We start from the raw sequence: 19343 nt of genomic DNA on the forward strand, positions 1-19343 counted from the left end.
TCAGCCCGGCCGGACCAGCAGGTAAGCCAGTCCCACCGGCCGCTCGACGCCGAAGAATGACAAATCCCAATCATGGGTGATGCGCATCGATCCGTCGGTCGCCATGAGCACAAATGGCTTCCGTACGGGCGCTTCCCATTGGGCTCGCACCGCGGCCCCGGCGTCCCACGCCTCGCCTATCAGGCCGACGCAGAGCTGAACAATAGAAGATTCTTCGGTTTCTTCCCAGGGCCAGTGCGCCGAGCCCGCCCCGTACACCACGGGCATGTACTCGTCGACGATCAGCAAATCGTCGGCGATCTCCGGGGTCGCACCGCCGAGGTCACCCCACCGCAGGAAAGCACCGTCCGGCACCAACCGGATCGCGGGCCGATCCTTGGCCCATTCCCGAACCTGCGCCGGCGTCAGGTATCCCTTGGCCGACAAGGCGACCGCGAGGCTGCCCACCGGCGCGCCGAGCCGATGCGCCGTTGCCGCCAATCGCACTTGCTGAGCGGGATGCTTGCCTTGCGCATCGAAGAGGGCCACCTGGTGAGCAGCCCACCGGGACAAGACATCGTGCCCAACAAGCGGGCGGCCCTCGTCCCGAGCAGCCCGGATAGCTCTACCCAGAAACACACCGGTCAGTCCTGAGATAGTTGTCGCTGTTCGCGCACCACCGACCGTGACAACAGCCGCATTGTCAATTTCCGTCAGCCGATCCGAAACGTACGAGCCTGTGTCGATGGCTGCACGGCCCAGCACCACCCCGTTGTCATCGATGATGGGAGACATCATTCCGGCAACCCCCAACCGGTCGGATGCTGACATGTTCATCTCCTCGAGAAACGCCTCGGACGTGGAGGTGATCCAAGCATCGGCGGCTAGGACCGAACGAGGCTCTCCAGCGGTCGGCAGGACTTCGATATCAACGTCATTCGTGGGGAAGAGCTGCCGACACGTGTCCGAGAAGGGCCCGCCTCCGAAACTGTCGAGGATCTCGTTCGCCACGTGAACGGCAATTTCCGTGCCGCCGTAGGGGACGGCCTGCGAATGGCTGGGGCCCAGGACCGGACGGGCGTTCAAACCATGGCGGAACTCCAGCGTGTGGGTGCGGTCGGCGCCCTGGTCGTACCGGCGGGAGGTGACCCGGACCCGATCACCGAGCATGAACACCGCGAAGAAGCCGATGCCGTACCTACCCGTCGGCGAGAAGCCCGAGCTGAGCAGCCCCGGCAGGTCATGGCGGGCGTCCGGGGTCGACCAGTACGACGTCCCGAAGTCGAGCAGCGGCCCACCCAGCACCGCCCGCGTCATGCCGATGCCGTTGTCGCGCACGATCAGCCACTTGCCGCCGGGATCCTTCTCGTCCTCGACGATGTCCACCTCGACCCGGAGCCGCAGCTCACCGCCGTCGCCTTGCAGCGCCCGCCGCGCCCGGACCGCGTCCATGCCGTTGCTGATCAGCTCGCGCAGGGCGGCTTCCGGGTTGTCGCCGTAGAGCTCGGTACCTCCGAGCTTGCGAACCAGGTCGATGACGTTGCCGACGCGGACCCGGGCGTCCACCGGATACCAGCCGCGCACCTTGATCCGCTCGGCCAGGCCCGGCAGGTCGTCCACATAGCCGACCGACCGCGCTGCGAACCGGGGCCGCCCGGTGTCGGCGAGCAGGGTATCGCAGGCGCGCAATTCATGGTCGGCCGCGCGCAGGGCGTCGACACACAGCCACCACGCCTCCGCCTCCTCCGGGCCGAACGGCTGCGACGCGGTGTAGACGAGCCTGTCTCCCTTGAGCAGCGGACGCTGCAGACGCTCCTGGAAGTCCCAGTGCGGCAGGGACGACTCCTCGACCGGGGACACCGCACGCAGGAAACTGGGAGCCCGCCGGTTGTCGAGGTGATTGGCGTCGGCCACCCGCAGCAGGCACGCGATCTTCAGCGGATCGACCACCCACTCCCGCGGCATGGTGCCGGACGCGCCGACCGGCTCGGAGAACTCCGCCTGCAGGCGCTCGGGGTTCCACCAGTGGCTCGCGGCGATCAGTCCGATCAGCTCACCGTACGTCTTCCGGAGCTCGCCGTCGGCGATCAGGTAGTGCTCCCGGTACGGCTGAACCGGCAGCTTCGCAGCTTGTTCGCCGTGGTGGGTGCGCAACAACTCCCGCTCCGCTGCGGCACGCACCGCCGCGGGCGGGTCCGACAGCTCCTCCGGAGTGGGCTGCTCGCCGTGCTGGGCGAAGAAGTTCGCGAACACGGCGTCCCGCCAGCGCTCGGCGCCCACATGATCGTGCAGATCGCCGGGCAGCGCCGCCTTGGCCATCGCGAGGTCATGGACGAGCAGAGCGCAGCCTAGGACGAAGCCCTCCGTCGGGGTGAGCGGGTACTCGCCGGCGATGAGGTCCGCGGTCTCCCACAGGGCGTCCGCGTGGGTGACGTCGTGGACGGTGTACGACGGATGGTCCGCGCGGATGGATCCGCCGATCGTCTCGGCCCTCTTCCGGCAGTCCAGCAAGCTGAGACGCAGCCTCTCCACAGCGTCCCCGCCGGACCGGGGAAACGTCCGGTTGTACAGCTCCGTAGTGAACACCGCTGGCTCCCTTCGGCGTCGCCGTAGCATAAGCCCGCGTCAGTCTCAGGAGTCGAACAGCACCTCGCCGACCGTTGTGGCGCTCCACCACCGGATGCGGTCGCGGTCGGCTCGGGTCAGGGCTGTGGTGTCCGCGCGGCCGAGCGGCACATCCAGCTCGTCCGGCCCCAGCACGTCGAAGCCGGCGGTCGCGAAACCCGCCGCCCACCACGGCGGGTCCAGGAAGCGGCCCGGAGTGCTTCCCTCGCCGGGACAGCGCAGGCCGGCGCCCCGTTGGACGACCGCGACCACCGGCCGGTGAAGATGACACAGGACCGTGTGGGTGCCGATCGTGGCCGAGTGGAACATGTCCGGGTAGCGGCGTGGCGTCAGCTCCTCGACGGGCTCGCCCAGGGCCGCCTCAACCTCGTGACAGGCCGCGGTGAAGCGCCGGACGTCGGTATGCGGCACGGTTCCGACGTCGAAGCCGACGGCCACGCGGTCCAGCGGAAACACCACGCCCGCAATCTACCGCCGGCAGCCGATCAGGAGTCCTTGCCCCAGCCGACCTGGGTGCCGGTCTCCGGCGTCGCGGCCGGCGCCAGGTAGACGACAGCGGCCCCGCCCGCGGCGATGACGATCTGCCCCCAGTCACCCATCGAGATGCCGCCGTCGAGGGCGAGCGTCGCGGCCACGTTCAGGGCGGAGAGCCCCACGGCCACGGCGCTCTTCGCCCACTTGGCGTTCGGGGCGAGCGGGACGATGTAGACGCCGACGTTGGTCACGATGGCGATGGCGATGGAGACGGCGCCGGCCGCGCCGATGCGGCCCTGTTGGAGCAGCGGATAGACGGCGGTGGCGACGGTGACGGCGAAGGCGGCGATCGTCTTGCCGTGGGTCTTGACGGGTGTGCGGGCCGGAGTCTGAACGGTCACGGGATCCCTCCCCCATGAGGTGACTCCGGTAGGAGGGGCCGCCCGCACCCGCAGATACGTACGCGAGAGCCGCCTCACCCGGTCGGTTGAGGCGGCTCCGGCCGATCGAGGTCAGTGCAGCATGACGGGTGCCGCCTGCGGCTCGCCCTCCTGGAGGGGCGAGGACTGCTTGCGGCGCGGCAGGAAGTACGCCGGGATCAGGGTGATCACGACCAGGCCGAAGGCGACCCAGAAGGTCGTGCCGAAGGCGTCGGCGGCGAAGGACAGGCCGCGGTCGAGCACGGACGGCTCGACCGGGAGCTGCTGGGTGACCGACGGGTCCTGCTTGGCGGCGATGGCCAGCTGGGCCTCGGTGACGCCGGCGCCCGGGATGTCCGGGGAGCCGTTGAGGCGGCTGGTGAGGATGACCGACATGAGGGCCGAGCCGATCGAGCCGGCGACCTGCTGCAGGATGTTGAGCAGCGTCGAGCCGCGGGCGACCTCGTGGCTGGTCAGGGTCTTGAGGGCGGAGGTCATCAGCGGCATCATCGTGCCGCCCATGCCGAGGCCCATCACGAAGAGCGAACCGCCGAGCAGCCAGTACGACGTGTCGGTCGACACCTGGGTGAAGCCGAAGAAGCCCGCGGCCATGAGGAGCATCGCGAACGGGACGGTACGCCCGACGGGCACCCGGTCGGCCAGCGTGCCCGCGATCGGCATCGTGATCATCGCGCCGATGCCCTGGGGGGCCATGAGCAGGCCCGCGGCGAGCGTGGTCTCCCCGCGGATCTGCAGGAAGTAGCTCGGGAACAGCAGCCCGGCGCCCATGAACGCGATGGTGAACACCGCGAGCGTGATCGCCGCGACCGACAGGTTCCGGTTGGTGAGCAGGCGCAGGTCGAGCAGCGGGTGCCGGGGCTTGAACGAGTACAGCACGAAGCCCACGACCAGCAGCGCGCCGGCGAGCGCGGGCAGCCACACCTTGGTGGCGCTCACCGTGCCGGTCTCCGGGAGCGACGAGACGCCGTACAGGAAAAGAGCCAGGCCCGGGGAGAGCATGAGCATGCCGAGGAAGTCGAAGCTCTCCGACGGGGAGGGGTTGTCCCTCGGCAGCGCGAACTGCGCGTAGACCAGCGCGATGACGCCGATCGGCAGGTTGATCAGGAAGATCCAGTGCCAGCTGGCGGCGTCGATCAGCCAGCCGCCGAGGATCGGGCCGCCGATCGGGCCGAGCAGCATCGGGATGCCCAGGACGGCCATCAGCCGGCCGATCCGCTCCGGGCCGGCGGCGCGGGTCATGATCGTCATGCCGAGCGGCATCAGCATGCCGCCGCCCAGGCCCTGCAGGACCCGGTACGCGATCAGCTGCCCGATGCCGTCCGCCGTCGCGCACAGCGCGGAGCCGATCGTGAAGAGCAGGATCGCGGCCATGTAGAGCCGCTTGGTGCCGAACCGGTCGGCCGCCCAGCCGGTCAGCGGGATCACCGTGGCCAGGGCCAGGGTGTAGCCGGTCATGGTCCAGGCGACCTCGGCGTAGGAGGCGCCGAACTCGGTCTGGAACGTGGGCAGCGCCACGCTCACGACGGTCACGTCGAGGATCGACATGATGGCGCCGAGCACGACCACCCCGGCGATCTTCAGGACGGCGGCGTCGAGTTTCCCCGGCGCCGCCGTGCTTTCCGTACTCACAGTGTCGAATCCCCCCGGATGAGAACAGCGTGGCGGACATCCTCCGCCACCAGGTCGGCGTTGATCTGCGCTCCCGCGAACGCGCCCGCCGCAGCGGCCGAGCCCACCTGCGCGGCCAGGTCGGTGACGTTGCCGGCGACCCAGACCCCGGGCACGTCGGTGCGCCCGGTCGCATCCCCCGGGTAGTGCTGCCCCGCACCCGACGGGTGATCCACCGGGTGCAGCCCGAGATCGCTCAGGAACCCGGCCCGCGCCACCATGCGGGTCGCGACGGCCAGGGCCTCCCGGCTGATCACCGTACCGTCGGCGAGCCGTACACCCGCAAGCCGATTTCCGACGATTTCCAAACCCGTAACAGTGTCGCTCACCACACGGATCCCGAGCGCCTCGAACTTCTCCGCGTCCTCACCCGCCACAGCGCCGAAGTACACGATGTCGTCACTCAACTGCCGGAACAACAGCGCCTGATGTACGGACATGGGCCCGCTCGCCAGCACGCCGATCGCCTGGTCCCGGACCTCCCACCCGTGGCAGTACGGGCAGTGGAGCACGTCGTGGCCCCACCGCTCCCGCAGCCCCGGCACGTCCGGCAGCTCGTCGACCAGTCCCGTGGCCACCAGCAGCCGCCGGCCCCGGGCCTGCCGGCCGTCCCGCAGCGTGACGTGGAAGCCGTCGTCCTTGCGGGTGACGCCACTGATCTCGCCGGTGACCACGTGGGCGCCGTAGCCGCGTACCTCGGCGCGCCCGGTCTCCAGCAGCTCGGCCGGCGGCATGTTCTCCCGGCCGAGCAGCCCGTGGATTCCCGCCGCGGGAGCGTTGCGCGGCGCCCCGGCGTCGATCACCGCCACCGACCGGCGGGAGCGGGCCAGCATCAAAGCCCCGTTCAGGCCCGCGGCTCCCCCGCCGGCCACGATCACGTCGTACGCGTCCTGCAGCTCGTCAGTCATGCACCCACCATGCGGCGCGTCGCCATCGCTGGCAAAGGAAGTTGCGGATTTGGCAAAATCGGAGGATGACCGACGCCCTCGCCGCCACCGGCCCCCGCCTGCGCGCCCTCCGCAAGCAACGCGAGACGACCCTCACCGAGCTGTCGGCCGCCACCGGCATCTCCGTGAGCACCCTCTCCCGCCTCGAGTCCGGCGACCGCCGCCCGACCCTGGAGCTGCTGCTGCCGCTGGCCCGGGTGCACGGCGTCACCCTCGACGAGCTGGTCGGCGCCCCGCCCACCGGCGACCCCCGCATCCACCTGCGCCCGATCACCCACCACGGCATGACGATGCTGCCGCTGTCCCGGCGGGCCGGGGGCATCCAGGCGTACAAAATCATCATCGCCCCCGGCACGGCCCGCCGGGACCCGGAACCCAAGACCCACGAGGGCTACGAGTGGCTCTACGTCCTCAACGGCCGCCTTCGCGTCGTCCTGGGCGACCACAACCTGATCATGGTCCCGGGCGAGGCCGCCGAGTTCGACACCCGCACCCCCCACTGGTTCGGCGCCGCCGACCCGGAAGCGGTCGAGTTCCTCAGCCTCTTCGGCCGCCAGGGCGAGAAGGCTCACGTCCGCGCCCGCCCCCGCGGCGGACCGGCTACCTGACCGCGGCGACCGCCTCGCCGAGTGTGCGTGGGAACGCAGCGACCTCCGGCATCGTCGCCGGCACGATCACCAGCAGGCAGCCCGGCCGCCGGACCACCTCGGCCCGCACGCCGAGCAGCCGGGCCGCGCGGATCAGCACGGCGGCCAGCGCCTGGTCGCCCAGCCGCACCCACAGGGCCTCGTCGCGGCGGCGCCGGGAGCCGCAGGAGCGCAGCGCTGCCTGCCAGGCCGCGCGGGCCAGGGTCATGCGCTGGGCGTGCCGGGGCGAGGAGGCGCCGAGCTGCTCGGTGGCCAGCAGCGCCTGCTGTCCCTGCCGCCAGGCCGTGGCCAGCGTACGGTCGATGAGCGCCCGGTCCTGCGGCGCGACCAGGACACCGTGGACGGAGTAGCGGCGCCGCCCGCCGGCCTCGCGGACCGTCGCCGTGGCCTCGTGGCCGAGGATCCGCAGGAGGCCGATGAGGCGCCCGGCGGCCGACGGCTGGTTGAACTCGGCGAAGAGGGCCGGGTGGGCCGGCCGTTCCCGGACGGCCACGCGGGACAGCCGGGAGACGTCGGTGCACGCCACGAGGCAGGCGGCCTCGAAGGCGGCCGGCAGCGCGGCCGGCAGGACGACGGCGCGGATCGTCTCGTGGTTCATCGGCAATCATCCTCCCGTTGACTTGGAAGACACCGTGGCCGACCGCCCGTTCGGCGGGTAGCTCCGGGGCGCCGACTTGAGGAAAAATTGCGCGATCATGAGACGCCGTTCCCTGCTGGCCGGGTTCGCCCTGCCCTTTCTCGCCGCCTGCACCGGCGAGGAGCCCGAGCGGCGCCGCGTCCGCATCGCCACCGGCAGCCCGACCGGGGTCTACCACGCGGTCGGCACCGCGCTGGCCGGGCTCGTCCGCCGGGAGCTGCCCGGCACCGAGACGACCGTTCTGGCCACCGCCGCCTCGGCCGAGAACGTGCGGCTCGTCACCAGCGGCGGCGCCGAGGTCGGCTTCACCCAGGCGGACATCCTGACCGGCGACCAGCCGTCGGCCCTCGCCCGCGTCTACGACGACCTGCTGCATCTCGTCGTCCGCGCGGACAGCCCGGTCACCGCCCTCGGTGACCTGCGCGGCCGGCGGGTGTCCGTCGGGGCGCGCGGATCGGGCACAGTGGTCACCGTCGACCGGCTGCTGGCCGTCGCGCGGATGGCGGGCACCGGTCAGATCCAGCGGCGCGAGCTGAGCCTCGACGACTCGCTGGCGGCCCTCGGCGCCCGGGACATCGACGCGTTCTTCTTCTCCGGCGGGCTGCCCGTCACCGGCGTGCAGCGGCTGGGCAGCGACGCGCCGATCCGGATCATCGGCCTGGCCGGGTGGGCGCCGGCTCTGCGCCAGACCTACACCGGCGTGTACGAGGTCCGCGACGTCCCCGCCTCGGTCTACCACGTGCCGGCGGTGGCCACGATCGCCGTACCCAATCTCCTGGTCGTGCCGGCCTCCCTCCCGGAATCGACCGCCTTCGACCTCACGCGCCTGCTCCTGGAACGCCGTGACGTGCTCGCGGCGGCCCATCCGGCGGCCGAGCGCCTGGACATCCGCTCGGCGATCGCCACCTCGCCCGTCCCGCTGCACCCCGGCGCCGCGCGCTACTACCGCTCCGTCAAAGCGTGATCCGGACCTCCAGACCCGGCCCCGGCACCAGCTCGAGCCGTCCGCCCGACGCCTCCACCAGGACGGCCACGATCGGCAGCCCGAGCCCGGCGCCGTCGACGTTCTGCGTGTCGGGCGCGCGCCAGAAGCGCTCGGTCGCCAGCGCACACTGCTCGGCCGTCATCCCCGGCCCGGTGTCGGCGACCGTGAGAACGGACCCGTGCACGGTCACCGTGACCCGGCCGCCCGCCGGCGTGAACTTCAGCGCGTTGTCGATCAGCGCGTCCAGCACCTGATCAAGACCCACAGCCTGCGCGTACGCCGGATCGTCCACCGCCAGCGCCAGCTCGACGCCCCGGCGGCGGGCCGCGGGTTGCCAGGCGGCGTGCCGGTCCCGGGCCACGGCCGCCACGTCGGTCTCCCCGATCGGCTGCCGGCCCCGTTCCGCGCGGGCCAGGGCGAGCAGGCTGTCGAGGACACCGGTGAGACGGTCGATCTCCTCGAGGGCGTACCCGTGGTCCTGCTCCGCGCCCGGGCCCGCCAGCCGGTCGGCCAGATCCTCGACGCGCAGGCGGACCACGGTGAGCGGGTTGCGCAGCTGATGACTCGCGTACGCGACGAAGGACCGCTGGCGTTCCATCGCCTCGGCGACCGCGTCGGCCATCTCGTTGAAGCTCGCCGACAGCCGCCGCAGCTCGGGCGGTCCCGCCCCGGGCACCACGCGCGCGTCGTCCGCCCCGGCGGCGATCTCGTGCACCGCCGCGTCGAGCCGGGTCACCGGGCGCAGCACCCAGGTCGCCAGCCGCAGCGCCGCCACGACACAGGCGGCGACGGCGAGCAGCCCGCCGAGGCCCAGCTCCGCCCACGACACGACGATCGTGTGCCGGCTGCGGCTGACCGGCGACGCGGTGACCAGCCCGCCGAGCACCGCGCCGCCGTCGCTCACCGGCACGGCCACCACCAGCGGATCGTCGCGCCACGGCCACAGCGTCGCCGGGGTGCTGACCTGCCGCCCGGCCAGCGCCCCGCGCAGCGCCCCGGTCGCGGCGCTGTCGCCGGGTGACGGGCCGCCGATCGTACTCAGAATCTGCTGGTCCTGGTCCACCAGCAGCGTGCCGATGCCGTACAGATCGTGGTAGCGCCGCAGCTCACCGGTGAGCGCGGCCAGGTCGCCGGTGCGCAGGGCGGGCGCGGCCAGGGCGGCGAAGCGCGTGGCGTCGGCCAGCCGGTCGGCGAGCACCTGCTGCGTCTCCCGGTTGGTCAGCGACACGGCGAGCGGCACCTCGAGCGCCAGCAGGACCAGGGCGAGCAGCAGCACGTACGTGGAGACCAGCCGCCGGCGCACCGTACCCCTCTCAGTCGGTGCAGAGACGGTAGCCCACGCCGCGGACGGTCTGGACGAGGCCGGGGCGCCCGAGCTTGGCCCGCAGCGACGCCACGTGCACCTCAAGGGTGTGCCGGCCCGTGAACGTGCTCTGCCACACGTCGAGCAGGATGCGGTCCCGGTCGAGGACGACTCCCGGCTGCCGCGCCAGCGACGCGAGGAGGTCGAACTCCTTGCGCGTCAGCGGGACCGGGCGCCCCTGCACGCGTACGCCGCGGGTGGCGAAGTCGATGTGCAACGGCCCGAGCTCGACCGCCTCGCGCGGGGCCGGTCCCGGCAGCGCCGAGCGCCGCAGCAGGGCCTCGATCCGGGCCTGCAGCGCCGCCATCGAGAACGGCTTGACCACATAGTCGTCGGCCCCCGCGCGCAGCCCGGTGACCTGGTCCCGCTCCTCGCCGCGGGCGGTCACCGCGATGATCCCGAGGTGCGCGCTGCGCGACCGCAGGACCCGGCACACCTCGACCCCGTCACCGTCGGGCAGGTTGAGGTCCAGCAGCACGAGATCGCACGGCGCGGCCGCGAGCGCCGCCGCGGCGGTGGCCGCGTGCTCGACCTCGTACCCACGGCGCTGCAGCATCGGGACCATCACCCCGGCCACCCGGTGATCGTCCTCCACCAGCAGAATCCGCATGGCGTCGCAAAGTAGTACACACATGTTTCAGGTCCGCACCTGCGTGCCTTTTCATACACGTGTACGAAAATGGGCTAGGCTGCCGTCATGGAACCCGCGGACGGTCCGGATCTCACCCCCCAGCAGCAACGCATCCTCGCCGTCGTCGCGGCCTCGATCCGCGAGCGTGGCTACCCGCCCACCATGCGCGAGATCGCCGCCCGCGTCGGCCTCCGCTCCCCCTCGACCGTCGCCCACCACCTCCAGGTCCTCGAGCAGCACGGCCTCCTGCGCCGTGCGGCCGGCTCCCCCCGCGCGGTCGAGCTCCGCGACGCCGCGCCCGCTCCTCCCGGCCGCACGGTCGACGTCCCGTTGCTCGGCACGGTGGCCGCCGGCCTCCCCCGCCTCGCCGACCAGTCCCCCGGCGACGTCCTCACCCTCCCGGCCGCCCTGGTCGGCCCGGGCACCTGCTTCGCCCTCCAGGTCCGCGGCGACTCCATGATCGAAGCCGGCATCTTCGAGGGCGACACCGTCGTCATCCGCCGCCAGCCCACCGCCGACGACGGCGACATCGTGGCCGCCCTCCTCGACGACGAAGCCACCATCAAGGTCCTCCGCCACCGCGCCGGCCACGCCGAGCTGGTCCCCCGCAACCCCGCCTACCCGGTCCTCCCCGCCGACGACGCCACGATCCTGGGCAAGGCGGTCTGCGTCTTGCGTTCCCTCCCCTGACCCTGGGTGCGGTCGTCGCTTTCTCGGGCGGCCTGCTTGTCGACCACGGCCGGCTGCGGGTGGAGGCCCTCTGCCCGGCATTGTGTCCCTGGTCGTCGGGGTGACGCGCTGGGCGGGTAGTTCGCCTTGTTCGGAGCTGGGCCTTCGACCGTCGCCACCCCGCCGGCACGGGACCGGCGGGGCGTCGCGGGGCGGGTCAGGCCGCGGGAGTGCCGAGGGCGCTGAAGAGACGCGTACGGCCGATGTTGTCGAAGGAGCCGAAGCCGACGCGGCCCGAGGTGAAGGTCGTGTCGCGGGCGGTCATGAGCGGGTCGGGCGAGCCGTCGACGTACACGGCGATCTCGCCGGTGGCGGGCAGGTGCTTGACGCGCACCTGGTGCCAGGCCTTGTCGACGATCGCGGGGTTGGCGCCGCGGCTGCGGCCGTTCCACTGGTAGTCGATGCGCTCGCGGTCGGCGTTGTCGACCTTGAAGATGCCGTTGTGGGGGTAGATGGTGTTGTCGGTCGAGAGGTGGGCGTAGTAGAACTGCGTGTCCGACTGCCAGCCGAAGACGATGATGATGTCGCGGTTGGTGACTTCGACCTCCTCGTCCAGCCTGACTTGGGCGTCCACCTGGACCGAGCCGAAGGCCGGGCCCTTGGTCAGGATGGCGTACTCGAACGGGCGGCGCGGGCCGGGCCGCTCGGCGCCGGCCTCGGCCAGGATCACCTGGCCGTTCTCGAACTTCCACTTCGACGGGGTGACCGGCGTCCAGAAGGACGGGGTGGCCAGGCCGGGCACGAGCGTGGTGCCCGGGAAGCCCGCCGCGAAGGTGCGCGTGCCGGTGACCTTCCACACCTTGCCGTTCGCCTTGGACAGCAGATAGAGCTCGCCGCTGCGGTCGGTGCCGAAGCGCAGATCCACCCGGTTCGGGTCACCGGCCGGCGTGCCGGGGGCCGACAGATCCTGCATCCGTACGGCGTTCCCGGTCGCGGCGTCGAACAGGTTGAGCCGGTGGATCGTCGCCGGGGGCCCGCCGCGGCGCATCTCCGACGCGTTGGTGTAGAAGACCCAGCCGCTCACGAGGTCACCGAAGATGTACTTGCCGTAGAGCGCCGGAATGGTCGTCCCTCGGTAGACGAACCCGCCGGCCACGGCGACGCCGACGTCGGTGGTGCAGTTCCAGTCGGGGGCGGGATTGTGGTCGTACGCGGCCACGGGGTAGACGTAGTTGCTGGCGGCGTCGTCGGCGGGCAGCGGGTAGAGCCGGTCGCACGGTGACGACGGCGTCCGATCGAAGACGAAGGCGCCCTCGCGCTCGCTCCAGCCCATGTTGTCGCCCTTGCGCACCTCGTAGATCGCCTCGATGGCGTGCTCGCCGATGTGCCCGAGATAGAGGCGGCCGGTGGCCTTGTCCCAGCTGAACCGGTGCGGGTCCCGATATCCGTACGACCAGATCTCGCCCAGGGCGCCGGCCTGCCCGACGAACGGGTTCGTCGCCGGGATCCCGTACTTGCCGTTGGGGCTGTTCGTGCCGGCGGGGTCGATGCGGAGCAGCTTGCCGTGCGGCAGGGCCAGGTTCTGCGGATCGGTGTTGCCGACGCCCTGCCCGCCGTCGCCGACCGCGAGGTAGAGCCGGCCGTAGTCGTCGCTGCCCTTGCGGGCGTACGGGTTGAAGTTGATCTCCTGGATGCCGTGGATCTGGCCGCCGAAGCCGATCCGCAGCAGCTCACGGTGTGTGCCGGCGAAGGTGTCCGCGGCCGGATCAGTGGCGTGCCACTCGTTGATCACGCCCTGGTAGAGGACGGTGGCCTGCTGGTAGTCCGGAACCTTGGTCGTCGACTCGGTGTGGATCGTGTAGAAGAGGCCGTTCGTCTTGAACTCGGGGTGGAAGGCCACGTAACCGAAGCCCTGCCCGAGGCCGCGCCCCGAGAAGAACTCCGGGAACTGCGCCTTCACGTCCAGATAGACGTGGGGCACGCCGTTCTCGACAAGGTACAGCGGGCCGTTCAGGTCGGGTACAGCCCGCCGTCCCGAGCCGTCGGGCAGCTCGAAGATCGTGTTGATCCGCGCCTTGCGCATGAGCCGCGCGTCGGTGGGCGCCGGGGTGGGCTGGGTCTGCGGGAAGCCGGCGAACTCGTCGAGCACCAGCCCGAGCCGCGACGTCTCCGGCTCGGTCGGGATCGGGTCGTAGATCGCGCCCGGGTCGGCCTGCGCGGCCGAGGGGGCAACCAGGACCAATGTGGACAGTAGGAGCGCACTGAACAAGCTTCGGATGCGCAACAGAGTCACCTCACGTAGGCGTATTGGGCGGCCACGGCGCGCGCTGACAGCGACGTGTCCAGGAAGGTGAGCGCGTCCATCCGGCAGGTGCACGGATTACGCTCGACGGTGTTCTGCGGGAAGCTGCCGCCGATCTTGATCCCGCGCGGATCGGTGGCGCTGGTGACGTGCGGTCCCGGGCCCGCCACCTGCCACGGGTCGCCGGCGACGGTGTAGAAGCCGTCGACCGGGGCGCCGTTGCGATAGAGCGCCATGGTGCCCGTGGAGAAATCGAACGTGGCGGCGATGTGCACCCACCGGTCCCGGGGCAGCAGCGTGCGCCAGTCCTCGGTCGCGGCGAAAGTCTGCGACGCCCCGCCGTCGATCCGGCGGCCGAGCGCGACCAGGCGCAGCGTGCCGTTCACATCGATCAGTTCGAGCAGTGCGCGCACCGCGTGCCCGTCCGAATCGCCGGTGAGCACGCCGGTCAGCCCGATCGCGTTGTAGGCGTCGGCCGGGTCGGCGGTCACGGTGTTGGGCAGCGGCCCGTCCATCTGCCGCTTGAACCAGCCCATGACCGTGATCCCGCTCGCGGCGTTGAAAGCGCGCAGAGTGCGCACTCCGCTCGCCGAGTAGATGCCCGCTTTCCAGTCGTTGTTGCCCGCGTTGACCGGGTCCACCTGCCGCGTCTGCAGCGCCCGGCCACTGCCGGGATAGGCCCGATCCGGTACGCGCATCGCGGCGCCGCCGTTGACCAGCTCGATCTCGGTGCCGGAGCGCCCGAGGTCCCGTTCGAGCGCGACGTCGCCGCGTTGCGGATGGTCGAAGTCGTAGTAGGCGACCAGGTACGGTCGCAGGGACGGATGGATGCCGGACGGACCGGACGTGCCGGCCCGCGCGGGTGCCGCGGACGCCCCGGCCGCGAGGACCGCGGCCAGGGCCAGAGCGACCTTTGTTCTCATCGTGACGCCCTTTCCTCCGTGCTCATCGCGCTGCCGCCCGGTGTGGGCGGCCGCGCGACTTCCGCGAGGTCCCCCCTGGTCGGGCGGCCTCCGCTCATGCGTTCGCTCGCTCATGCGTACGTTCGCTCGTTCGCTCATGCTCATGCGGTCGTTCGCTCATCGCTCGCCGCGCATCTGGCTGTGCCCGTTGCGCACTTGCGCGTTCGGCGTTGCCCGTTGCTCGTCGAGCGCTGTCGTCATGCGTTGCTCGTTGCCGTTACGCGCTTCTTGTTGCTCGTTGTTGTGCGTTTGCTGGTGCCGCTGGGCGTTGAGCCGTTTCGAGCTGTGGGGGCTTCGGTCATGGTGCGGTTTCTCGTGCGGGGCGGCCGCCGAGGTAGAGCTCTCCGAGCTGGGGGTCCGCCAGCAGGTCGGCGGCCGGGCCGGAGATGTGCACGCGTCCGAGGTCGAGCACGCATCCGAGGTCGGCGGTCTCCAGGGCGCGCCGCGCGTTCTGCTCCACCAGCAGGACGGCGGTCCCGGCGTCGCGCATTCGCACGACCTGGTCGAAGATCGTCTGCGTCGCCTTGGGGTCGAGACCCATGGACGGCTCGTCGAGGAGCACGACCCGGGGATCGATCATGAGCGAACGTGCGAACTCGACCTGTTTCTGTTGTCCGCCGGAGAGCAGACCGGCCGTGGTGTGCCAGCGCTCGGCGACCACGGGGAACAGATCGCGCACGAAGTTGCGGCGCGCGGCGAGCTTCCCCTTGTCCTTGAGCGTGTAGCCGCCGAGCATGACGTTCTCCTCGACCGTCATCTCGCGGAACACGCTGTGCCCCTGCAGCACCAGCGCGATCCCGGCGGCGAGCATCTTCTGCGGGCCGGCGCCGGTCAGGTCCACTCCCCCGGCCGTGATCCGCCCCGACCGCGGCTTGAGCAGCCCGCTCGCCACCTTGAGCACGGTCGACTTGCCGGCGCCGTTCGGCCCGACCAGGCACACGACCGAGCCGGCGGGCACGGTCACGCTGAACCCGCGCAGCACCGGGGCGGCCCGCCCGTAGCCGGCGACGATGTCGTGGAGTTCGAATTCAGACGCCAAGGTACGCCCCCAGTACGCGCTCGTCGGTGCGGATGACGGACGGCGGCCCGGCCGCGATCGGGCGCCCGCGGTCGAAGACGACGACGTGGTCGCTGATGCTCATGACGAGGTCCATGTTGTGCTCGACGATCACAAACGTGCGGCCCTCGCTGTTCAACTCGCGCACCAACGCGCCGATCCGATCGAGCAGCGCCGGGTTGACGCCGCCCGCCGGCTCGTCGAGCAGGATCGTCTCCGGCTCGGCCATGAGCACACCGGCCAGCTCGAGCAGTTTCTGCTGGCCCCAGGACATCTCGCGCGCCTCGACGTCGGCGAGATGCTCGATGCCGAGCCGGGTGAGCCAGGTGCGTGCACGTTCGATCTCGTCCGGGTTGCGCGCCCCGCGCAGCGCCTTCGGGAAACCACCGGGCCGCACCGCCGCGAGCACGTTGTCCAGCGCGGTCATGCGCGGAAAGACCCGGCACAACTGGAAGGTACGGCCGACGCCCGCGCGCGCGATCGCATGCGGCGCCTTGCGCGTGACGTCGTGCCCGCCGAAGCGCACGTGTCCGCTGTCCGCCCGGATCATGCCGGTGACACAGTTGAAGAACGTCGTCTTGCCCGACCCGTTCGGCCCGATCAAGGCGTTCACCTTGCCCGGCTGGAACTCCACGGTCGCCCCGTCGATGGCCACGACCCCGCCGAACGCCTTCCGAAGATTCTCGGTCGCCAACGTCATCGACGCGCCTCCTGATCCCGCCGCCCCGGACTGTCCGGCTTCCCGCCGCCGCCACCCGATCGCTCATGCGCGCTCGCACGTTCGCTCACTCCGGCGTCCGTGCCCGGGGAGGTAGCCCCGGCCCCTGAAGCGGCGGACCCGGCGGACCCGGCGAACCCAGCGGAATCGGCGGACCGGGCGGACCCGGATGCGGCGGACGCGGCGGAGGTGCGCTGGTCGCGGAGTTCGGCGGCGGTGACCTCGCGGATCGACGTCTGGCTGGTCCGGCGCAGGCGCGACCACCCCGCGGCGAGCGCCGGCAGCACCCCGTCCGGCATCACCAGCACGACCACCGCCAGCAACACGCCGGTCGCGACCAGGTGCAGCGGCGTGTTGCCGAACGATCCCTTGAAGTACTCCAGCGCCGTCCCCACTACCAGCGCCCCGACCAGCGGCCCGTACAGCGAGCGCACCCCGCCCAGCAGCGCCATGAGCACCAGGTACGACCCGGTCAGCACGCTGAACTGGAACACCGGGTCGAGGTCGCCGAACCACAGGGCGTACAGGCCGCCCCCGAGCGCGGTGAACGTGGCGGACAGAACGAACACGATCAGCTTGTACGTGAAGGTGGGCGTGCCCAGGGCGGAGGCTTTGTCCTCGTCCTCCCGGAGCGCTTTCAAGCCGAGACCGAACCGGCTGCGGTCCACGATCCACCAGGTCAGCAGGGCCAGGGCGAGCAGCCCCCCGTACAGGAAGAAGAAGACCCGGTGATGCTCGGGGCGCAGGAGCGAAGGGAAAGGCCGCGGCACGACCAGGCCGCGGGATCCACCCGTGAGGGACGCCCAGCTCTGGAAGACCAGCAGCAGGATCAGGACCAGCGCGATGGACACGATCACGAAGGACGCGCCGCGCACGCGGAGGGCGGCCATGCCCAGGGGTACGGCCAGCGCGGCGACCAGGACGGCGGCGGCGATCAGGGCCACGAAGGCCGGCATGCCCGCCTTGGTCACGAGGAGCCCTGTCGCGTATCCGCCGAGGCCGGCCAGGGCGCCATGACCCAGTGAGATGTATCCCGTGAAGCCGCCGACGAAGTTCCACGCCGTGGCGAGCACCGCGTAGTTCAGGACGACGATGCCCGACGACAGGATGTACGGGTTGGGGGCGAGCGACGGGAACGACAGGATCGCCACGGCCAGCACCACGACCGGCACGAGCGGCAGCAGACGTCTAGAAACGTTGGGCAAGGCGGCCTCCGAAGAACCCCTGCGGGCGTACGGCCAGGGTCGCGAACAGGGCGACGTAGAACACCGTCTGGGCCCACGTCGTCCCGAGCGGGATCTGCAGCAGGCTCTGCGCGAGCCCGAGCAGCAGCGCGGCGGCCGCGGCACCCGGGACACTGCCCAGGCCGCCGACGACGATGATCGCCATGAGCGGGCCGATCCAGTGCCAGTGCAGGGACGGATAGATGGTGGAGTCGAGCGACAGCGCCGTGCCGCCGACCGCCGCGGTGGCCAGGCCGAGGCCGAAGCCGTACCCGGCGGTGCGCTCGGTGTCGATGCCGACCAGCCGGGCCGCGTCGCGGTGCTGGATCGTCGCCCGCAGCGCCCACCCGAAGGACGTGCGCTTCATGAGCAGGTAGAGCGCGCCGAGCGAGACGACGGCCAGCCCGAAGGCGATCAGCTTGACGACGGCGATGCGCGCCCCGAACAGCTCGAAGCCGGCGGAGCCGTAGCCGAGCTGGATGCGGCGCTGGGTGCCCGTGAAGGCGTACCCGAGGAGGCCCTCGATGGTCAGCGCGACCGCGAAGGTCACCAGGACCGACATCATGGTCAGCGTCACCGCGCGCAGGCGGGCCAGCAGCAGGCGCTGCATGGCCACCCCGGCCAGGAAGAACAGGGGTACGGTGACCACCAGCGACAGCAACGGATCCAGCCCGAGCCGCTCGTGCCACCACCACGCCAGATAGGCGGCGAGGATGAGGAAGGCGGAGTGCGCGATCATCACCACGCGCATGATCCCGAAGTAGAGAGTCAGTCCGGCCGCGAGCAGGGCGTAGAGGCCGCCGAGGAGGAGGCCGAGGACGACGCTCTGCAGGACGAGGCTCACCAGGCCGGCTTCGGGTAGACGATGGCGGCCTCCTTGACGTCGGCCGGCAGCACGATCTTGATGTCGCCGCCCACCCACTGCTGGATCATGTGCGCGCCCTGCGGCTTGCCGGTGTCGTCCCAGGAGAGCGTCCCGACCACGGTCTCGACCTTGTTGGCATGCACCCAGTCGATGAGCTTCTGCTGGCAGTCGCCCTGCTCGGCGCAGCCCACGGCCTTGACCGCGGCGGCGACGACCTGACCCGTGGTGTACGCGTTGGCCTGGTCCTCCTCCGGCGCCTTCCCGAACTGGGCCGTGTACTTCTCCACGAACTCCTTGTTGCTCGGATACGGCGCGTCCTGGCTGTATCCCGTCGGGGCCAGGATGCCCTCGGTCTTGTTCCCGATGGCCGCGGCGAACTCCGGGTTGGTCGGCGCCGTCGAGAAGGCCGCCAGCTTCGGCTGGTAGTTGAGCTGTTGCAGGGCCACGATGAGGTTGACGCCGTCCTGGTACTGCGAGCCGCCCACGACCACGTCCGCCTTCGACGCGGCGATCTTCGCGGCGATGCTCCCGAAGTCGGTCGTGTTCGGCGGGTAGACCTCGTCGACCACGGTCTTCACGCCGCCGGCTTCGAGCTTGGCCTTGAGCCCGTAGGCCGTACCCTGTGCGAAGGGGTCGTCCATCGCGGCGTAGGCGGCGGTCTTGGGCCGCTGGTCCGCGGGCAGGGCCAGGATGTACTCGGCCAGGTGGTTGTAGTGGTCGTTCGCCACCGCGGGAGCCGCGTAGAAGAGGTTCTTGAAGCCCTGCGTGAAGACCTCGGCGGCCGCGCCGGCGGGCTCGACGAAGAGCATGCCGTACTCGCTGGCGACGCGCGCGGAGGGCACGACCAGGCGCGTGGAGAAGGGGCCGACCACCAGGTCGACCTGGTCGCTGCCGATCAGCTGCTCGTAGTCGGCGACGACCCGGTCCGCGCTGGACTGGTCGTCGAGGATCTTCAGCTCGACCTGGCGGCCCAGCAGGCCCCCGGAGTCGTTGACGATCTTCGCCCAGGCCTCGTAGCCCTGCTGCACGCCCTGGCCGGGCTCGGAGAAGTCGCCGGTCAGCGGGAGCGAGATGCCCACCTTGATGGGCCCGTCACCGCCTCCGCCGTCCTCGCCGCCGCCGCTGCAGGCGGTGAGGGACGTGGTCATGAG

General features: G+C 71.1%; 18 protein-coding genes. 3 read left to right on the plus strand and 15 right to left on the minus strand.

The window, feature by feature from the left end; all coding sequences use genetic code 11:
• The 5 genes from RAN62_RS10275 to RAN62_RS10295 form a co-directional block, all read right to left on the minus strand.
• Entirely contained in the window at nt 1–2565 is a 2565-nt protein-coding gene (locus RAN62_RS10275; protein WP_305784316.1) for an HD domain-containing protein, read from the minus strand.
• A 45-nt stretch (nt 2566–2610) separates the two neighbouring features.
• Complete coding sequence (locus tag RAN62_RS10280) at nt 2611–3063, minus strand: hypothetical protein (RefSeq protein ID WP_305784317.1); 453 nt, start codon at nt 3061–3063, stop codon at nt 2611–2613.
• A gap of 26 nt (nt 3064–3089) precedes the next feature.
• Nucleotides 3090–3479, minus strand: a complete 390-nt coding sequence (locus tag RAN62_RS10285) for a hypothetical protein (RefSeq protein ID WP_305784318.1) — start codon at nt 3477–3479, stop codon at nt 3090–3092.
• 111 nt (nt 3480–3590) lie between these two features.
• Nucleotides 3591–5147 (minus strand): DHA2 family efflux MFS transporter permease subunit, encoded by a 1557-nt coding sequence (locus RAN62_RS10290; RefSeq protein WP_305784319.1) that lies wholly within the window; start codon nt 5145–5147, stop codon nt 3591–3593.
• Complete coding sequence (locus RAN62_RS10295; protein WP_305784320.1) at nt 5144–6094, minus strand: NAD(P)/FAD-dependent oxidoreductase; 951 nt, start codon at nt 6092–6094, stop codon at nt 5144–5146. Before RAN62_RS10295 ends, RAN62_RS10290 begins: the two co-directional genes overlap by 4 nt.
• Before the next feature lie 65 nt (nt 6095–6159).
• Between RAN62_RS10295 and RAN62_RS10300 the strand changes: the two genes are divergently transcribed.
• The gene (locus RAN62_RS10300) at nt 6160–6741 is read left to right on the plus strand and encodes a helix-turn-helix domain-containing protein (RefSeq protein WP_305784321.1); all 582 of its coding nucleotides are present in this window, start codon (nt 6160–6162) and stop codon (nt 6739–6741) included.
• On the opposite strand, the gene RAN62_RS10305 is transcribed toward RAN62_RS10300, so the two are convergent.
• On the minus strand, nt 6734–7378 hold the full coding sequence (locus RAN62_RS10305) for a hypothetical protein (RefSeq protein WP_305784322.1): 645 nt from the start codon (nt 7376–7378) through the stop codon (nt 6734–6736). The two genes, RAN62_RS10300 and RAN62_RS10305, sit on opposite strands and share 8 nt — an antisense overlap.
• 97 nt (nt 7379–7475) lie before the next feature.
• On the opposite strand from RAN62_RS10305, the gene RAN62_RS10310 reads away from it, so the two are divergent.
• A complete protein-coding gene (locus RAN62_RS10310; RefSeq protein ID WP_305784323.1) occupies nt 7476–8381 on the plus strand; it encodes a TAXI family TRAP transporter solute-binding subunit in 906 nt (301 codons plus the stop codon).
• Here the strand turns inward: RAN62_RS10310 and RAN62_RS10315 are convergent.
• Nucleotides 8371–9705: a sensor histidine kinase gene (locus tag RAN62_RS10315; RefSeq protein WP_305784324.1), complete on the minus strand. Its 1335-nt coding sequence runs from the start codon at nt 9703–9705 to the stop codon at nt 8371–8373. The genes RAN62_RS10310 and RAN62_RS10315 overlap by 11 nt on opposite strands.
• Nucleotides 9706–9715: 10 nt before the next feature.
• Nucleotides 9716–10375 carry a response regulator transcription factor gene (locus RAN62_RS10320; RefSeq protein WP_305784325.1) on the minus strand — a complete coding sequence of 220 codons (660 nt, stop codon included), beginning with the start codon at nt 10373–10375 and terminating at the stop codon, nt 9716–9718.
• Nucleotides 10376–10462: 87 nt separating this feature from the next.
• On the opposite strand from RAN62_RS10320, the gene lexA reads away from it, so the two are divergent.
• Nucleotides 10463–11086 (plus strand): transcriptional repressor LexA, encoded by a 624-nt coding sequence (lexA, locus tag RAN62_RS10325; RefSeq protein ID WP_305784326.1) that lies wholly within the window; start codon nt 10463–10465, stop codon nt 11084–11086.
• Between the two features lie 196 nt (nt 11087–11282).
• Here the strand turns inward: lexA and RAN62_RS10330 are convergent, their stop codons facing one another.
• From RAN62_RS10330 to RAN62_RS10360, 7 genes are all read right to left on the minus strand, one after another.
• Nucleotides 11283–13349 (minus strand): PQQ-dependent sugar dehydrogenase, encoded by a 2067-nt coding sequence (locus RAN62_RS10330; RefSeq protein ID WP_305784327.1) that lies wholly within the window; start codon nt 13347–13349, stop codon nt 11283–11285.
• A gap of 5 nt (nt 13350–13354) precedes the next feature.
• Nucleotides 13355–14290, minus strand: coding sequence for a LamG-like jellyroll fold domain-containing protein (locus tag RAN62_RS10335; RefSeq protein ID WP_305784328.1), 936 nt, complete (start codon nt 14288–14290; stop codon nt 13355–13357).
• 337 nt (nt 14291–14627) lie between these two features.
• Nucleotides 14628–15368 carry an ABC transporter ATP-binding protein gene (locus tag RAN62_RS10340; protein WP_305784329.1) on the minus strand — a complete coding sequence of 247 codons (741 nt, stop codon included), beginning with the start codon at nt 15366–15368 and terminating at the stop codon, nt 14628–14630.
• Nucleotides 15358–16086, minus strand: coding sequence for an ABC transporter ATP-binding protein (locus tag RAN62_RS10345; protein ID WP_305784330.1), 729 nt, complete (start codon nt 16084–16086; stop codon nt 15358–15360). Before RAN62_RS10345 ends, RAN62_RS10340 begins: the two co-directional genes overlap by 11 nt.
• Nucleotides 16083–17276 carry a branched-chain amino acid ABC transporter permease gene (locus RAN62_RS10350; RefSeq protein WP_305784331.1) on the minus strand — a complete coding sequence of 398 codons (1194 nt, stop codon included), beginning with the start codon at nt 17274–17276 and terminating at the stop codon, nt 16083–16085. The genes RAN62_RS10345 and RAN62_RS10350 overlap by 4 nt, the downstream gene beginning before the upstream one ends.
• Nucleotides 17277–17292: 16 nt before the next feature.
• Nucleotides 17293–18171 (minus strand): branched-chain amino acid ABC transporter permease, encoded by an 879-nt coding sequence (locus RAN62_RS10355; protein WP_305784332.1) that lies wholly within the window; start codon nt 18169–18171, stop codon nt 17293–17295.
• Nucleotides 18168–19340, minus strand: coding sequence for an amino acid ABC transporter substrate-binding protein (locus RAN62_RS10360; RefSeq protein WP_305784333.1), 1173 nt, complete (start codon nt 19338–19340; stop codon nt 18168–18170). The genes RAN62_RS10355 and RAN62_RS10360 overlap by 4 nt, the downstream gene beginning before the upstream one ends.
• Between the last annotated feature and the right edge of the window lie 3 nt (nt 19341–19343).

It is taken from the genome of Symbioplanes lichenis, assembly GCF_030709675.1.
GTDB classification, from domain to species: Bacteria; Actinomycetota; Actinomycetes; order Mycobacteriales; family Micromonosporaceae; genus Actinoplanes; species Actinoplanes lichenis.

Bases quoted from the DNA above. Each gene is read 5' to 3' on its own strand.
- RAN62_RS10295 (WP_305784320.1), bottom strand. From the start codon at position 6,094: ATGACTGACGAGCTGCAGGACGCGTACGACGTGATCGTGGCCGGCGGG.
- RAN62_RS10300 (WP_305784321.1), top strand. From the start codon at position 6,160: ATGACCGACGCCCTCGCCGCCACCGGCCCCCGCCTGCGCGCCCTCCGC.
- RAN62_RS10305 (WP_305784322.1), bottom strand. From the start codon at position 7,378: ATGAACCACGAGACGATCCGCGCCGTCGTCCTGCCGGCCGCGCTGCCG.
- RAN62_RS10310 (WP_305784323.1), top strand. From the start codon at position 7,476: ATGAGACGCCGTTCCCTGCTGGCCGGGTTCGCCCTGCCCTTTCTCGCC.
- RAN62_RS10320 (WP_305784325.1), bottom strand. From the start codon at position 10,375: ATGCGGATTCTGCTGGTGGAGGACGATCACCGGGTGGCCGGGGTGATG.
- lexA (WP_305784326.1), top strand. From the start codon at position 10,463: ATGGAACCCGCGGACGGTCCGGATCTCACCCCCCAGCAGCAACGCATC.
- RAN62_RS10335 (WP_305784328.1), bottom strand. From the start codon at position 14,290: ATGAGAACAAAGGTCGCTCTGGCCCTGGCCGCGGTCCTCGCGGCCGGG.
- RAN62_RS10345 (WP_305784330.1), bottom strand. From the start codon at position 16,086: ATGACGTTGGCGACCGAGAATCTTCGGAAGGCGTTCGGCGGGGTCGTG.
- RAN62_RS10360 (WP_305784333.1), bottom strand. From the start codon at position 19,340: ATGACCACGTCCCTCACCGCCTGCAGCGGCGGCGGCGAGGACGGCGGA.